This is a genomic window from Brevibacterium sp. UMB1308A (assembly GCF_030230605.1).
In the GTDB taxonomy this organism is placed as follows: Bacteria; Actinomycetota; Actinomycetes; order Actinomycetales; family Brevibacteriaceae; genus Brevibacterium.
This window is the reverse complement of the sequence record NZ_JASPDO010000003.1, coordinates 146,342-161,230: the sequence shown is the minus strand read 5'-3', so window position 1 is coordinate 161,230 and position 14,889 is coordinate 146,342. Positions and strand designations below refer to the sequence as shown.

At 57.6% G+C, this 14,889-nt stretch carries 16 protein-coding genes; 14 read left to right on the top strand and 2 right to left on the bottom strand.

The window, feature by feature from the left end; all coding sequences use genetic code 11:
- Positions 1–114: 114 nt before the first annotated feature.
- Positions 115–612 carry a flavin reductase family protein gene (locus QP868_RS03125; protein WP_284925197.1) on the bottom strand — a complete coding sequence of 166 codons (498 nt, stop codon included), beginning with the start codon at positions 610–612 and terminating at the stop codon, positions 115–117.
- Between QP868_RS03125 and QP868_RS03120 the strand changes: the two genes are divergently transcribed.
- The 3 genes from QP868_RS03120 (at position 611) to adhP (ending at position 3,792) form a co-directional block, all read left to right on the top strand.
- A complete protein-coding gene (locus QP868_RS03120; protein WP_005886356.1) occupies positions 611–880 on the top strand; it encodes a DUF3039 domain-containing protein in 270 nt (89 codons plus the stop codon). The genes QP868_RS03125 and QP868_RS03120 overlap by 2 nt on opposite strands.
- Positions 877–2,655 carry a DEAD/DEAH box helicase gene (locus tag QP868_RS03115; protein ID WP_284925196.1) on the top strand — a complete coding sequence of 593 codons (1,779 nt, stop codon included), beginning with the start codon at positions 877–879 and terminating at the stop codon, positions 2,653–2,655. Before QP868_RS03120 ends, QP868_RS03115 begins: the two co-directional genes overlap by 4 nt.
- Positions 2,656–2,769: 114 nt before the next feature.
- Positions 2,770–3,792: an alcohol dehydrogenase AdhP gene (gene adhP, locus QP868_RS03110; protein ID WP_284925195.1), complete on the top strand. Its 1,023-nt coding sequence runs from the start codon at positions 2,770–2,772 to the stop codon at positions 3,790–3,792.
- Positions 3,793–3,845: 53 nt separating this feature from the next.
- On the opposite strand, the gene QP868_RS03105 is transcribed toward adhP, so the two are convergent.
- The gene (locus QP868_RS03105; RefSeq protein WP_284925194.1) at positions 3,846–5,162 is read right to left on the bottom strand and encodes a nicotinate phosphoribosyltransferase; all 1,317 of its coding nucleotides are present in this window, start codon (positions 5,160–5,162) and stop codon (positions 3,846–3,848) included.
- Positions 5,163–5,225: 63 nt separating this feature from the next.
- Between QP868_RS03105 and clpS the strand changes: the two genes are divergently transcribed.
- The 11 genes from clpS to QP868_RS03050 all read left to right on the top strand — a co-directional run bounded on the left by clpS (position 5,226) and on the right by QP868_RS03050 (position 14,816).
- Positions 5,226–5,519: an ATP-dependent Clp protease adapter ClpS gene (gene clpS, locus QP868_RS03100; RefSeq protein WP_284925193.1), complete on the top strand. Its 294-nt coding sequence runs from the start codon at positions 5,226–5,228 to the stop codon at positions 5,517–5,519.
- Complete coding sequence (locus QP868_RS03095; protein ID WP_284925192.1) at positions 5,516–6,121, top strand: DUF2017 domain-containing protein; 606 nt, start codon at positions 5,516–5,518, stop codon at positions 6,119–6,121. The genes clpS and QP868_RS03095 overlap by 4 nt, the downstream gene beginning before the upstream one ends.
- A 2-nt stretch (positions 6,122–6,123) precedes the next feature.
- Positions 6,124–6,948: an MBL fold metallo-hydrolase gene (locus QP868_RS03090; protein ID WP_284925191.1), complete on the top strand. Its 825-nt coding sequence runs from the start codon at positions 6,124–6,126 to the stop codon at positions 6,946–6,948.
- An 85-nt stretch (positions 6,949–7,033) separates the two neighbouring features.
- Positions 7,034–7,780: a ribonuclease PH gene (rph, locus tag QP868_RS03085; protein WP_284925190.1), complete on the top strand. Its 747-nt coding sequence runs from the start codon at positions 7,034–7,036 to the stop codon at positions 7,778–7,780.
- 10 nt (positions 7,781–7,790) lie between these two features.
- Positions 7,791–8,381 carry an RdgB/HAM1 family non-canonical purine NTP pyrophosphatase gene (gene rdgB / locus QP868_RS03080; protein ID WP_284925189.1) on the top strand — a complete coding sequence of 197 codons (591 nt, stop codon included), beginning with the start codon at positions 7,791–7,793 and terminating at the stop codon, positions 8,379–8,381.
- 138 nt (positions 8,382–8,519) lie between these two features.
- Entirely contained in the window at positions 8,520–9,158 is a 639-nt protein-coding gene (locus QP868_RS03075) for a hypothetical protein (protein ID WP_284925188.1), read from the top strand.
- Between the two features lie 127 nt (positions 9,159–9,285).
- Entirely contained in the window at positions 9,286–9,576 is a 291-nt protein-coding gene (locus QP868_RS03070; protein WP_284925187.1) for a hypothetical protein, read from the top strand.
- A 191-nt stretch (positions 9,577–9,767) separates the two neighbouring features.
- A complete protein-coding gene (locus tag QP868_RS03065) occupies positions 9,768–11,273 on the top strand; it encodes an ABC transporter substrate-binding protein (RefSeq protein WP_284925186.1) in 1,506 nt (501 codons plus the stop codon).
- Between the two features lie 5 nt (positions 11,274–11,278).
- Positions 11,279–12,226: an ABC transporter permease gene (locus QP868_RS03060; protein WP_284925185.1), complete on the top strand. Its 948-nt coding sequence runs from the start codon at positions 11,279–11,281 to the stop codon at positions 12,224–12,226.
- Complete coding sequence (locus tag QP868_RS03055) at positions 12,226–13,050, top strand: ABC transporter permease (RefSeq protein WP_284925184.1); 825 nt, start codon at positions 12,226–12,228, stop codon at positions 13,048–13,050. Before QP868_RS03060 ends, QP868_RS03055 begins: the two co-directional genes overlap by 1 nt.
- On the top strand, positions 13,050–14,816 hold the full coding sequence (locus tag QP868_RS03050; protein WP_284925183.1) for a dipeptide ABC transporter ATP-binding protein: 1,767 nt from the start codon (positions 13,050–13,052) through the stop codon (positions 14,814–14,816). The genes QP868_RS03055 and QP868_RS03050 overlap by 1 nt, the downstream gene beginning before the upstream one ends.
- Positions 14,817–14,889: the final 73 nt, after the last annotated feature.

The following is a 14,889-nucleotide window of genomic DNA, read 5'->3' as shown; positions in this document are numbered from 1 at the left end:
GCCGCAAAACCAACGTAAACGAAAAGAGGAGACCACGAAGCCGTGGCCTCCTCTTTTCCATATTCAACACAAAAAGGTAAGGCCTGACCACTACCGGTCAGGCCCTTAAACAATTCACCCAAAAGTGCCGTACATCCGGTTCCTCCGCACCAACGCTGGTGTGTCAGGGGTACCACCCTGCGCAACTACCGGACCAGAAAACAGCGTATGCGTCGCTACCACATGACGGTCAGCAACCTCGATCTCGAAGAACGCACACGCGCCAGCAATATGCGCCGGTCCACGGTCACCCTCAACGGTGGCGATATCACTCAACAGCCCGTAGTTCGGTTGCCCAGACGCACCCAACCATGCCGCAATATCTTCCTGCCCAGCATTCAGCACGCTGAGCGTGAACATGGGCGCTGACTCCAACACATCCATGATTCGCGACAATGAAAGGACAGACACAAGCATGGTTGGTGGGTCCCACGACACGTCAAGAAATGAGTCGACAGTGACCCCCGTGAACCTAGTTCCCCGGCCAACCGTGACCACTGCAACGCCAGAAGCAATCGAATCGCTCAACCGGCGGTAGTCGTCAACAAAGTCACTGGATAGAATGGGGGGCATGACTGAAACCTATCCGAGTACCGGTGGCACAGCAACACTCGACCGCGAGTTGCAGGAACAACTGACCGAACCCGGTGATCATGAGCGGTTTTCACATTACGCACCCAAAGCGAAGATCATGGAATCCATGGTGACCGGCACGCCCCTGGTAGCTCTCTGTGGCAAAGTATGGGTCCCCAGCCGAGACCCACAACGATTCCCCGTCTGCCCTCTGTGCAAAGAAATCTACGAATCCATGCCAGAAGGTCAGGAGCCTGACGACGAGTGAACACTGGTAGGGTTCCAGGAACCTCTGCCGCCGAACATCTTTCTCCCGCTTTCCCCGAACGCGCCGCGTGGGGAACAGCGGGAAAATTGCGTGCATGGCAGGCTGAGGCACTCGAACAGTACTTTCGCAATGAACCTCGCGACTTTTTAGCAGTTGCAACTCCAGGAGCAGGTAAAACCACCTTCGCTTTGCGTTTAGCATCCGAACTACTCGCTCAGCGCAAAGTGGACCGAGTCACTGTTGTCGCACCCACAGAACACCTCAAGGTCCAATGGGCGGCAGCAGCCGGTCGTGTGGGAATCAAACTCGACCCCAACTTCAAGAACTCACAAGGACGCTCAGCGCCAGGGTTCCACGGGGTCGCAGTCACGTATGCGCAAGTGGCAGCGAAGCCCGTTCTCCACCAAAACCGCACAGAAAAGTACCGCACGTTGGTCATCCTCGATGAGATTCACCACGCAGGCGATGCCCTGTCCTGGGGTGACGCCGTACGTGACGCTTTCGAACCTGCTCGCCGCCGCCTCGCCCTGACGGGAACGCCTTTCCGGTCGGACACCTCGGCGATCCCTTTTGTCACCTACGTCCCCGACGACGAAGGCATCCGCACCTCGCAAGCCGACTATTCCTACGGGTACTCACGCGCGCTTGGCGACGGCGTGGTGCGCCCCGTCATCTTCATGACCTACTCCGGTAACATGCGGTGGCGCACAAAAGCTGGCGACGAAATGGAAGCCGTTCTAGGGGCAGACGCCACAAAAGACGTCCACGCACAAGCCTGGCGGACCGCACTGAACCCCACAGGCGAATGGATCCCTGCAGTTCTCAGAGCAGCCGACCGCAGGCTCACCGAAGTGCGACGCACTGTGCCCGATGCCGGCGGGCTGGTGATCGCAACCGATCAGCAAGTGGCCCGCGCATACGCCAAACAGCTCAAAGAAATAGCAGGCGAAGATGTAACCGTGGTGCTCTCGGACGAAGCGGGAGCCAGCGAACGAATCGAGGAGTTCCAAAACTCCGACCGTCGATGGATGGTCGCGGTTCGCATGGTGTCTGAAGGTGTGGACGTTCCCAGGCTGGCAGTGGGCGTGTACGCGACCTCGTCGGCCACTCCGCTGTTTTTCGCGCAGGCCGTGGGGCGTTTTGTGCGAGCACGCAAACGCGGAGAAACCGCATCGATCTTCTTGCCTAGCGTGCCCGTGCTCCTGGCCCTTGCCAACAACCTGGAAACTGAACGCGACCACGCACTCGATGTGCGGCGATCCGAAGAAGACGAAGACCAAGGATTGCTCGACGACCAGGCCCTCGACGAAGCGAACCGCAACGAATCCGCGTCCGGGGACTTAGCGACAGGAACATACGAGGCCTTGTCAGCAGAAGCGTCCTTTGACCGCGTACTTTACGACGGTGGCGAATTTGGGGCCGGGGGAGCCGTGGGTTCAGACGACGAACTGGACTTCATTGGACTCCCCGGCCTACTCGAACCCGAACAAGTGTCCCACCTGTTGCGCGCCCGGCAATCAGAACAGTCCAAACGCAAAGGCCGGGTCACACCCACCGAAGACCCGGACGAACTTGAACACAAAGCGATGAAAGAGGAACGCAATAAACTGCAGTCGCTGGTGGGGGCGTGGGCCAGACGAACCGGCAAACCACACGGTTCAATCCACATTGAACTGCGACGCGCGTGCGGTGGCCCCGCCGTAGCACAGGCGTCACGCGAACAGATCCAAGACAGGATCAAGACCCTGCAACGGTGGTTTGTGGGTCGCTCATAAATTCCGTGCGGGGTATTCACACGGGCCCTGACTGGTCAATAGGATTCATAAGAGATGCACTATGTGTGTCTCGCAGAAAATCTGCGACCTATCGCGACGAAGGAGTTGTCCCCCATGTCCGAAACAATGAATGCAGCTGTCGTCAATGAATTTGGAAAAGACCTCGAAGTTAAGCAAGTAGACGTCCCCAAACCCGGCCCATACCAGGCGCTTGTGAAGAACATTTCGACTGGTGTGTGCCACACCGACCTTCACGCGGCTCACGGTGACTGGCCGGTCAAGCCTGAGCCTCCTTTCATTCCCGGTCACGAAGGTGTTGGAAAGGTCGTTGCAGTAGGTGACTACGTCACGCGCGTGAAGGAAGGTGACCTGGTTGGTAACGCGTGGCTGTGGAGCGCGTGCGGTGAGTGCGAATACTGCGAAACCGGCTGGGAGACGCTGTGTGAGAAGCAGGAGAACGGTGGCTATTCGGTCGACGGTTCGTTTGGCGAGTACATGCTGGTAGACAGCCGTTACTGCGCACTCATCCCAGAAGGTGCTGACCCATATGAAATCGCACCAGTTCTGTGTGCAGGTGTCACGGTGTACAAGGGTCTGAAAGAAACCGAGGTGAAGCCCGGTGAGTGGGTTGTTATTTCTGGTGTAGGCGGCCTGGGACACATTGCAGTCCAGTACGCGGTTGCCATGGGGATGCGCGTTGTTGCTGTAGACATTGCTGATGACAAGCTCCAGCTTGCTAAGAAGCACGGGGCCGAGGTGGTTGTCAACGCATTCGCGAACGACCCCGTCCCGGAGGTCCAGGAAGCAGTGGGTGGAAGTCATGGCGTTCTGGTGACAGCTGTGCACCCAGACGCATTTGGGCAGGCGATTGGAATGACGCGCCGTGGTGGCACGATTGTGTTCAACGGTTTGCCACCAGGTGAGTTCCCTGCACCGATCTTCGACATTGTTCTTAAGCGTCTGACGATCCGCGGTTCGATCGTGGGAACCCGCCGCGACATGGAAGAAGCTTTGGACTTCTACGCGCGTGGTCTTATCCACCCCACGTTCACTAAGCGTCCTTTGGGCGACATTAACGCGGTGTTTGATGAAATGGTCCACGGCAAGATCGACGGCCGTGTTGTTGTCGAATACTGAGTGAACCTACTTAAGCGGGGTTACAGGTGTGAAAGCCTGTAACCCCGCTTGCGTTATGCGTTGTAGTACACCGTGGGGATAGCTGGTTCACCGTCTTGCAAGCGGTGCGCGGTGCGGGGCAGTTCGCGAATGGAGTCGTGGTAGTGGGCGCGTGCACGTTCCACGCCTTCGGGACCGGTGTATCCGTCGACGATCTGGCCGTCAACGACCAGGTCAACTGTGAGGGGACGGCCACTGGAAACTTCTTCTGGCAGTGTGGGCACTCCGATTGCTTCTTCAGTTGCCACGCCACCTTCGAGTGCACGCACGGCCTGCTTGAACCCACCGTGTGATCCCTTGCCGGCAGATTTCTTTTCAACCGAGACCCAGTCTTCGCCGTTGTCGGAGCGGGCCACCAGTTTGTACACCAAGTTCGCTGTGGGCGAGCCAGAACCGGTGACAAGGCGGGTTCCCACACCGTAGGAGTCGGTTGGGGTGGCTCGGAGGGAAGCGATTGCGTATTCGTCCAAGTCCGAGGTGACAGTGATTTTCGTGTTGGTGGCACCGAGTGCGTCGAGCTTTTCGCGGACTTCAGTCGCTTGGATTCCAAGGTCACCGGAGTCAATGCGCACCCCGCCCAGTTCTGTTCCCGCGACGTCGATTGCGGTTTTGAGTGCTTCGTCGACGTCGTAGGTGTCTAGAAGCAGGACGGTGTCTTTGCCTAGCGCTTTCACTTGGGCGTCGAATGCTTCGCGTTCGGTGTTGTGGAGAAGAGTGAAAGCGTGCGCGGCGGTGCCAATGGTGCGGAGCCCGTAGCGCCTTCCTGCTTCGAGGTTCGAAGTTGATGCGAAACCGGCGATCACTGCGGCACGTGCTGCACCCACTGCGGCGTATTCCTGGGTTCGGCGTGAACCCATGTCTGCACATGGACGATCACCGGCAGCCCGTGACATGCGGGAAGCAGCGGATGCAACGGCCGTGTCATAGTTCATGATGGACAAGATGAGTGTTTCGAGGACTACAGCCTGTGCGAAGGTCGCTTCAACCGTGAGGATGGGGGAGTGAGGGAAGTACATGTCCCCTTCTGCGTACCCGCGAATGTTTCCCGTAAACGTGTAACTTTCAAGCCAGTCCAGCGTGGTGTCGTCCAGAATGTTCGCTGACTTGAGAAATGCGAGTTCATCAGGGCCGAAAGTGAAGTTTTCGAGGGCTTCTAAGAAACGGCCGGTTCCTGCGACCACGCCGTAACGGCGACCGGGCGGGAGTCTGCGTCCAAAAACTTCAAAGAGACATGTGCGGTCTGCTCGGCCGGATTCTAGAGCAGCCTGAACCATGGTGAGTTCGTACTGATCGGTGAGAAGTGCCGTGGACTGGTGTGTGAGATCACTCATACCTGTGATCCTATTGCACCTTCCTACTGCGAGTCACAATCATATTTCGCATATGGTGAATATGTGAGCACTTCCACGAGCACTCTAGCTGAGCCAGAGGTTGACGAAGTCGTTGCGACGGACTCGCCCTGGGTAACCATCGTGTTCAATGACCCGGTCAACCTCATGTCGTACGTGACGTATGTTTTCCGAAGCTACTTTGGGTATTCGCCGGCTAAAGCGAACAAGTTGATGATGGAAGTCCACAACAACGGGAAATCGGTTGTTGCAACCGGGACGCGTGAAGAGATGGAACGTGACACGGCAGCGATGCACGGCTTTGGACTGTGGGCTACGTGTAAGAAGGCTGACACATGAAGATTACGCCCAGTGCGCGCTTTACGGCAATTGTTGAAGTCGAACCAGTTGAACGTCGTCTTCTCGCGGGACTTTTTTCTGACGCTGCAGAGTTGCTCGGTGGCGACAACTCCGAAACCGAAGCAGATGAGCTAGCCAAACTGGTAGGAATGAGCTCTGGAGAGCGACCCACCGACCCAGCTGTGCTCCGACTTCTCCCGGACGTAGATGCCGAAGACTCGGAGCGTGCAACAGAGTTCAGGCGGTTGACGGAACGTGACATTCGCGAATCGAAGCTGGCGAACTTCCGAACGGCACTGTTCACCTTGGACAGGTCCGGCAGGGCGGAACTTACGGAGGAGCAAGCCCGGGCTTGGGCTACTGCCTTGGGCGATGTGCGACTGATCCTTGCGACCAGGCTGGGAATCGCGACCGAATCTGACCTTGAAAACCTACTGGAAACACTCGACGAACAGCCCGAAAGCACGGTCATGACGGTGAACGTGTATGAACTTCTCACCTGGGCGCAGGACCGTATCACGACTATTCTTTTGGAAGCTCTCCCCGACCTCGGCGAGGATGACGAGGCCGGTGGCAACGACCTCGGGAACGAAGGGCCTTAACAATGACTGACTTTTCGATCACAGCGGTAGGGATTTCTGGTTCTTACCCTGGGCCGGCATCTTCGGCTAGTTGCTATGTGGTGAGCGCACGCGACGGGGAGAAAACGACCAACATTGTATTGGACCTGGGTTCGGGAGCACTTGGGCCGCTCCAAACGGTCCTCACACACACCCAGATCGACGCGGTGTTCCTCAGCCACCTCCACCCCGACCACTGCCTCGACATCACCGGGCTGTACGTGTTGCGCACCTATGACCCCGACTTCTTCTTCGGTGACTCGCATCTCCCTAAACTTCCGGTGTACGGGCCCGCTGGAAGCGAAGAGCGGCTCCAAGCAGCCCACCGCACACCCGCCGGACTGGCAGCAGGGCCTGGGAAAAACACGGATGAATCCACGCTTGATTCGGCGTTCGAGTTCAAGGACCTCACTCCCGGTTCGCGACACACAATTGGCCCGTTGACCGTGGAAGCCCACCTGGTGGAACACCCGGTGGAAACGTACGCGCTACGTGTTGAGCACGTCAGCGGCGCAGTGCTCACGTATTCGGGTGACTCAGATGCGTGCGACGGACTCATCGAAGCCGCTCGCGGAGCAGATCTGTTCGTGTGCGAAGCAGCTTTTGAAGAAGGTCGCGACACTGTTCGGGGCATTCACCTCACCGGTAAACGGGCGGGGGAAGTTGCACAAGCAGCAGGTGTTAAACGCCTCATGCTCACACACATACCGCCGTGGACCAGTGAGCACAAGGTGCGCGCAGAAGCCACGGAAACTTTCGGTAGTACTCCCGAACTCGCAACACCACTGGCCACATACACGGTTCCCTGAACGACCTCGGGAGCCACAACACCCCCGGGGAAACCCCACCGCAACCAACTCAGTCCCACTCACCAACCAACGCAAGGAGAAAACAGTGCGATTTGACGGACGCCAAGCCAATGAACTGCGCGAGGTAAAAATTACGCGCGGATGGCTCGACCACGCGGAAGGTTCCGTGCTCGTGGAGTTTGGGCGCACGCGGGTGCTGTGTGCAGCGTCGCTGACTGAAGGCGTCCCTCGGTGGATGAAGGGCGAAGGGCGCGGTTGGGCCACGGCCGAATACGCCATGTTGCCACGTGCTACCCACACTCGTAGTTCTCGCGAGAGTGTCAAGGGGAAGATCGGGGGACGGACGCACGAGATTTCCCGTCTGATCGGCCGTAGCCTGCGTGCGGTTCTTGACCTGTCGAAACTGGGAGAGAACACGCTCCAGGTGGACTGTGACGTGTTGCAGGCCGACGGTGGCACGCGCACGGCCGCAATCACGGGTGCGTATGTTGCGCTCGTCGACGCGGTTGCAAAAGGCAAGGAGCTGGGGTGGATTCCTAAGAACGCCGAGGTGTTAAAGGACTCCGTGGCTGCGATCAGTGTGGGAATTGTGGATGGGACGCCCGTGCTGGACTTGCCGTATGAAGAGGATTCGGCTGCTGAAACCGACATGAACGTGGTCATGACTGGCTCGGGTGCGTTCGTGGAGGTGCAGGGGACCGCGGAGGGTGCTCCGTTCGACCGCGCTGAGCTGGGCTCGTTGCTGGATTTGGCGGAGCACGGGTGTGCGGAACTCGCCCGGATTCAGGCCCGTGCTCTGGCACAGGGTCTGGTGAGCGGTTCGGAACAGTAAGGGGCCGGCCGTGACTCGTTTTGTTCTGGCAACCCACAACGCTGGTAAGAAAGTTGAGTTGCAGGCGATTTTGTCGCAGGTGATTCCCACCGCCGAGGTCGTCACGGCTGGCGAGCTGGGGTTGGCTGATGTTGTTGAAGATGGGTTGACGTTCGAAGAGAACGCGCTGATTAAGGCTCGCGCTGTGGCCCGGGAGACCAGCTTGCCTGCGATTGCTGATGATTCGGGGCTCGTTGTTGATGTGCTGGGTTCTGCTCCCGGGATTCTGTCTGCCCGCTGGGCGGGGGAGCACGGCGATGACCGCGCGAACTTGGAGTTGCTCCTTGCGCAGCTCAGCGACATTCCAGCCCGTGGGCGCGGTGCTCGTTTTGTGTGTGCGGCCGCGTACGTGAACGCCGGCGCCGAGGTGGTGCGTACCGGGGAAATGCGTGGCACGATCCTGCGGGAACCGGTGGGAGACGGCGGCTTTGGATACGACCCGATTTTTCAACCAGACGGCGTGAACGTGAGTGCGGCACAGTTGTCCTCGGAAGAGAAGAACGCAATCAGTCACAGGGGCAAGGCGTTACGGAAACTCGTGGCAGAAATCGCCCCTGCGTAGCGGATGTGCTGACAGCGGAATAGGCGCGGATTTGGATGCAGTGGGCCACCAGATTGGTGTTACTCTATTGTCAAACGATTGCACGGATGCACGCATGTGCTGACGGACACTCGTATGGCCTTTCGAAAGGGAAGACCGTTGGCACGTTTCATTCGCTCAATTGTCGTAGTTACTCTCGCAGCTCTTGCTACTTCCGCATGCGCAATCGGTGCAATCAGCGAAGAGAAGTTTGCTCAACAGATGTTTGAGCGTGGAGGAGGCATCGCAGCGCCACGGGTCGAACAGGCGCTCCAGGACTTCGCGCAACACGGTGGGTATGACGACGTCGAAAAAACCCAACTGCGGCGAATCAGTTTCCAGGGTTCAAACTTTTCGTTCGTTGGTGATGTGCTCAACGCACAGAATCCGGTAGAAAACGACTGGGTTTACTCACAGCCCTCCCGCAAAGCTTCGCCAAGGGAAAACAGTACCGACTCGTACTTCTTGGCACAAGATATTCCGCCTATTTTTCGCAAGGATCCTGCCACTCTCATCCGCAATATGCGTGACGAAGTCGATGGAGCAGAAATCACGAACTTTGACCTCATGGTGCGAGTAGGTAACGAAACGATTGTGGCTGACGCGCAGGGAGCAGCACCCAGGGGCGAGGTTCAGGACGCCCCTGTTCCCCAACGCACAACGAACGTGTCACTTCACGGAACCGTGAATGGTCCCCGACTAGGACTCGTGAGCTTCGAATTTGATCCTCAGACCGGGGAGGTCATTTCTCGTGATTAATTCGTCAGCGTCGGTTGGACAACAACGGACAAACCAAGAAAAATCTCGACCCGTTAAAAGCAAGAAAAATAGCTTCCGCGGGCTTCTTGTAGCGGGCGTGGTCTCATACATTATTGTTGGATGTGTTGTGGTTTTCCCCATCGAGCTCATGTTCCCCATTCTCGACGCACCACTTGCACCGTTATTGTGCAAAGAACCAGGGGCGGAACTCATCAGCACCTCAGACGAATGGACAAACAGCGAGGGTGAAACAAGCGTCAGCGTCACCCGTTTCTGCGTTGCAGAAGCACAAGGGGTGCAACATCTGACATTCATGGATCGCCTGCCGGTCCGCCTTGGTCAGGCAGCTGTGGCCTGGCTACTGTTTGTCGTGTTGGTCAAGATGCGAGCTGCAGGTGCGCGCCGTAGGCGTTCGTGAGGGCTAGCAGCACTGAGTGTGAGCGGGGACTGGCCCCGCAAAAACGTTGGCGCCCCGGAACGTGTGGTGTGACGTGGGAGGACACGGCGTGTCGGTATGTGAACCAGTTTCTGAACATTCGTTAAATCTTTTGTAATCTTCATTACAGTGTGGGAGTCGCCGGAGCCTCCACGAATGGAAGAAGGAGTCACATGAAAAAGCGTTTTAGCCTAGCGATCGTAGCGGCAGCAAGTTCACTCGCACTTGTTGGATGTAACGCGGGTGCGTCATCATCGGGTTCCTCTGAGGCGCGCACCGACATGGTGGTGGCGCACACGGCCGAACCTGCGAACTTGGACTTTACCACCTCGGCTGGGGCCGCCGTGCCTCAAGCGCTGATGGAAAACGTCTATGAGTCGCTCGTTCGGATTGACCAAGAAGGGCAGATTCAACCGGCGCTCGCCGAATCGTGGGACCTGTCAGAGGATCGCAAGACCTACACCTTCAAGCTCCGCGAAGGTGTCAAGTTCTCCTCAGGAGCCGACTTCACTGCCGAAGACGTCAAGTTCTCATACGAACGCGTGAAGTCAGACGAGTGGAAGAACGCGTTGAAGTCCAAGATGGATGTCGTTGACTCGATCAAGGTTGTCGATGACGCGACGGTTGAAATCACACTGTCCCACCCGTCGAACCGGTGGCTGTTCGACCTTGCTTCCCTGGTAGGGGCGATCTTTGACGAAGACGGAGTATCCGACCTTGCCAACAAAGCCGTAGGAACTGGGCCGTTCACGGTCGACACATTTACACGCGGCCAGCAGATCGTGTTCGCCTCCCGTGATGACTACTGGGGCGAAGCGCCAAAACTGGACAAGGTGACGTTCAAGTACTTCAAGGACCCAGTGGCTAGTGCCAACGCGTTGAAGTCCGGCGAAGTGGATGTTCTTGCTAACCTCCAAGCACCCGATCTTCTGTCGAGCTTTGAAAAAGAAGGCGACAAATTCAAAGTGGTTGAAGGAACCTCAAACGGTGAAGTTCTGCTAGCTCTGAACAACGCAGACGGCGTGTTTAAGGACAAGAAAGTCCGCGAAGCCGTCATGTACGCGCTTGATGAGCAGGCCATCATCGACACCGCGTGGAGTGGCCACGGAACACTGATCGGGTCCATGGTCCCTCCCACTGACCCCTACTACGAAGACCTCAACGACATTTGGCCCCACGATGTTGAAAAAGCTAAGAAACTTGTCGAAGAAGCAGATGTGAAAGGCGAGACCGTGAAGTTCACGGTGCCTAACCTCCCGTACGCCACCGCGTCTGCCAACGTCGTTGTTTCCCAGCTCGAAGCAGTGGGACTGAAGGCAAAGGTTGAAACTCAAGAGTTCCCGGCAGTGTGGCTGGACAAGACGTTCACTAACCACGAATACGACATGTCCATCATCAACCACATTGAAGCCCGCGACATGCTCACGGTCTTTGGTGAGGGCTACTACACCGGATACGACGCTAAGAAGATCACCGACATCGCTGCCAAAGCTGATAAAGGTTCAGAAGAGGAATACACGGAAGGCATGAAGAAGGTCGCACGTACCATCACAGAAGATGCGGCCGCTGGCTTCCTTTTCCTCTTCCCCAACCTGGTCGTGACCAACTCGAAGGTCACTGGGGTAGCCGAAAACCAAGTTTCTGACGCATTCCGTATCGCCGACCTCGGCTGGGAGTAACCGCTTTGACAAGCTACTTTCTACGTCGACTGCTCCAGTTCATTCTGACAGCGGCAGTCGCCTCGGTGGTGGTGTTCGCACTCATGCAAATCCTGCCGGGTAACGCCGCGCAAGTTGCGTTGGGAACGAGTGCCACCCCCGAGGCCGTAGCAGCTTTGGAGAAACAGTATGGCTTGGACCGTCCCATCGTGGTGCAGTACTTCGATTGGATCGGTCATGTGCTCATTGGTGACTTTGGCACGTCGTACGTGACTGGTGCGCCGATCGCTCCGGTCATCGCGAACTCGATTCAGGTCACGCTCATTGTGGTGCTGGCGTCAATGGTGGTGGCCCTGGCCATCGCCGTTCCACTGGGTACCCTGTCTGCTGTCAACCACAAGAACGTGCTCGGCTCATTGATTTCCGGTGCCAGCCAGATCGGCGTGGCGATCCCGAACTTCTTAGCGGGTATCTTGCTGGTCATGCTGTTTTCGCTCCAGCTCGGATGGTTCCCGTCATCTGGGTGGAAAGCGCCGGCAGAAGGCTTTGGAGAATTTCTGGTCCGCTTAGTGCTTCCGGTCTTTGCGCTCGCTTTGGTCCAGGCCGCCATTTTGACCCGGTACGTGCGTTCGGCGGTTCTGGAAGTCATGGGTGAAGATTTCTTGCGAACCGCCCGCGCTAAAGGTCAAACAAAAGGTCGCGCGCTGATGAAGCACGGACTGCGGAATGCCGCGATCCCCGTTGTCACCGTGGCCGGTGTGCAGTTAGCCACACTGCTCATTGGAGCAGTTGTGATCGAGCAGGTCTTTGTGATCCCGGGGATGGGGTCAGAACTGGTGCGTGCAGTGAGCAACCGTGACCTGATTGCGGTGCAAGGAATCGTCTTAGTGCTCGTGGTGCTGGTGCTTGCGCTTAACACCATCATTGACCTTCTGTACCCCATACTCGACCCGCGTGTGAGGAGGGCCGCGTAATGAACAAGCGAATCTTTTCGCACATGAGCCTCATCGTTGGCCTGGTGTTTGTGGCTCTCATCATTATCACCGCGCTCATCAGCTTTATTTGGACGCCGTATTCGCCCAATCACATGGACGCTCGGTTGTCTGGTTCTACGCCTGAGCACTGGCTAGGAACCGACCAATACGGCCGTGACACCTTCACATGGGTCATGATGGGTGCGCGGATCACTCTGTACGTGGGAGCCGTGGCAGTGGGAATTGCGGTTCTCATTGGTGTACCTCTGGGCATTTTGGCTGGCATGACCAACATCGGGTGGCTGTCGAGCCTGATCATGCGCACCAACGACCTGTTGTTGGCGTTTCCAGCGCTCTTGCTGGCCATGATTTTCGCCGCCGCCTTGGGGCCGGGAACCTTGCCTGCCATGATTGCGGTGGGAATCGCGTCCATCCCCGGATTTGCGCGTGTAGCCCGCTCCGGGACGCTGCAGGTGATGAGTCGTGAATTCATCATGGCCGCAAAGTCTGCAAATCGAAGTGCGTTCGCGATCGCGCGCACACACGTTTTGCCCAATATCGGTGGCATGGTGATCGTGCAGTGTTCGGTTGCGTTCGCGCTGGCTATTTTGGCCGAGGCGGGTCTGTCCTTCCTGGGACTAGGCACCCAGGCGCAAACTCCGTCATGGGGCAGGATGCTGTACGACGCGCAGCAACATTTGGAAAGCCACCCAGGACTGGCGATCTGGCCAGGCATCGCAATCGCGATCGCAGTGTTGGGCTTCAACCTGTTGGGTGACGGTCTCCGCGATCGACTCGACCCCAAACTGAAGGGACGGTCGTGATGTCAGAACTCTTACACGTCAAAGACCTGCGCATTGCAACAGACACCACGGAGCTCGTGCAGCCTCTGTCCTTCGACCTTGCACCAGGTGAACGGGTGGGGTTGATCGGTGAGTCCGGTTCAGGAAAGTCCCTCACCGCCTCGGCGATCATGGGACTCCTTCCTGATGAACTGCACGCCGCAGGGACCATTGAACTTCAGGGCCACGCCGGAAACCTGCTCAAGCTCAGCGACGCCCGCATGTCCAAACTGCGTGGAAAAGACATCTCAATGGTGTTTCAAGAACCCATGAGCGCGCTCAACCCGCTCATGCGGGTGGGCGACCAAGTGGCTGAAGTCATGAAGCTCCACGGGAACACCACAAACCTGCGCGACAAGGTCATCGACCTACTTACTCAAGTGGACCTACCTGACCCACAAGCCGCCGCAAAAGCCTACCCACACCAACTTTCGGGAGGCCAACGACAGCGCGTGGTGATCGCGATCGCAATGGCGAACTCACCTCGGCTACTTATTTGCGACGAACCCACCACCGCGCTCGACGTGACCGTCCAGTCAGGAATCCTGGACCTCATTGGGCACAGCGTGCAGAAAAACAACACGGGACTGATCTTCATCACCCACGACCTCGCTGTCGTTGCGCGCGTGTGCGAACACGTGTTGGTGATGTACAAAGGAGAGCTCGTCGAACGAGGCACGGTCAAAGACGTCTTCACACACCCGCAACACGAATACACACGCGGACTGTTAGCCGCCTCGGACCTGTCCGCAACCGATGAAAACGGCCGCCTCTTCACCATCCAAACCGCCCACGACTACCGGCTCGAAGAAGCGGAACACCACGCCGCCGGGGAGGCCACCGAGGCGGCAGATGATGCCAAGGTGACAGAAAGTGCCGAGGTGGGGGACACCTCGGCAGCGGGGAGTACGAAGGTGGGGGACACCTCGGGGAAGGAAAACCCCGGGACGGTCGTCCAGATCCGTGACTTGAAGAAGGACTATGAACGCAAGTCCGGGCGTCTGTTCGCGCCACCCCACAAAGTCCACGCGCTCAAAGGAATTGACCTGACGATCCAGCCGGGGCAACGGTTCGGAATCGTGGGGGAGTCCGGTTCAGGGAAATCGACCCTGTTGAAGATCTTGTCGGGGTTGGAAACAGCATCAAGCGGGAAAGTGACCGTGGGTGACTACGACGTCACAGCCGGGGCGGAAGCGGACATCCGCAAGGTTCGCGAAGACCTGCAGATCGTGTTCCAAGACCCGTTCGCGTCGCTTGACCCGCGCATGAAAGTGCGCGAAATCGTCGCTGAACCGCTCATCGCTATGGGAGTTCCCGCACAGGAACGCGCCACCCGAGTACGCGAAATGCTCATCGCGGTAGGGCTCGATGAAACAGCAGAAAACCGGTACCCACACCAGTTTTCTGGCGGGCAGAGGCAACGCATCTCGATCGCGCGCGCACTGGTGTGCAGGCCACAGATCTTGGTTGCCGACGAACCTGTTTCAGCGCTCGACGTTTCGGTTCGAGCGCAGGTCCTCAACCTGCTCACCGACCTCGTTGAGGAATACGGCCTCACGTTGATCTTTGTCAGCCACGACCTGTCTGTAGTGCGCTATCTGTGTAGCGATGTTGCAGTCATGAAAAGTGGCGAAATTGTGGAAACTGGGACAGTCGACCACATCTATGAAGCACCGTCCCACCCGTACACGCAGAAGCTCGTAGCTGCGACTCCACAACTTGAGGATGCACTGTCGCAACACGCCTAAACAAACCACGTGGTGACCGGGTGACGGGGGCACCACACAGTCAAAATACGTCGATACACGTCGACACATCTGC

Excerpts from the sequence above, each read along its gene's own strand:
- QP868_RS03120 (WP_005886356.1), top strand. The coding sequence starts at position 611 with ATGACTGAAACCTATCCGAGTACCGGTGGCACAGCAACACTCGACCGC.
- QP868_RS03125 (WP_284925197.1), bottom strand. The coding sequence starts at position 612 with ATGCCCCCCATTCTATCCAGTGACTTTGTTGACGACTACCGCCGGTTG.
- adhP (WP_284925195.1), top strand. The coding sequence starts at position 2,770 with ATGTCCGAAACAATGAATGCAGCTGTCGTCAATGAATTTGGAAAAGAC.
- QP868_RS03105 (WP_284925194.1), bottom strand. The coding sequence starts at position 5,162 with ATGAGTGATCTCACACACCAGTCCACGGCACTTCTCACCGATCAGTAC.
- QP868_RS03095 (WP_284925192.1), top strand. The coding sequence starts at position 5,516 with ATGAAGATTACGCCCAGTGCGCGCTTTACGGCAATTGTTGAAGTCGAA.
- QP868_RS03090 (WP_284925191.1), top strand. The coding sequence starts at position 6,124 with ATGACTGACTTTTCGATCACAGCGGTAGGGATTTCTGGTTCTTACCCT.
- QP868_RS03065 (WP_284925186.1), top strand. The coding sequence starts at position 9,768 with ATGAAAAAGCGTTTTAGCCTAGCGATCGTAGCGGCAGCAAGTTCACTC.
- QP868_RS03055 (WP_284925184.1), top strand. The coding sequence starts at position 12,226 with ATGAACAAGCGAATCTTTTCGCACATGAGCCTCATCGTTGGCCTGGTG.
- QP868_RS03050 (WP_284925183.1), top strand. The coding sequence starts at position 13,050 with ATGTCAGAACTCTTACACGTCAAAGACCTGCGCATTGCAACAGACACC.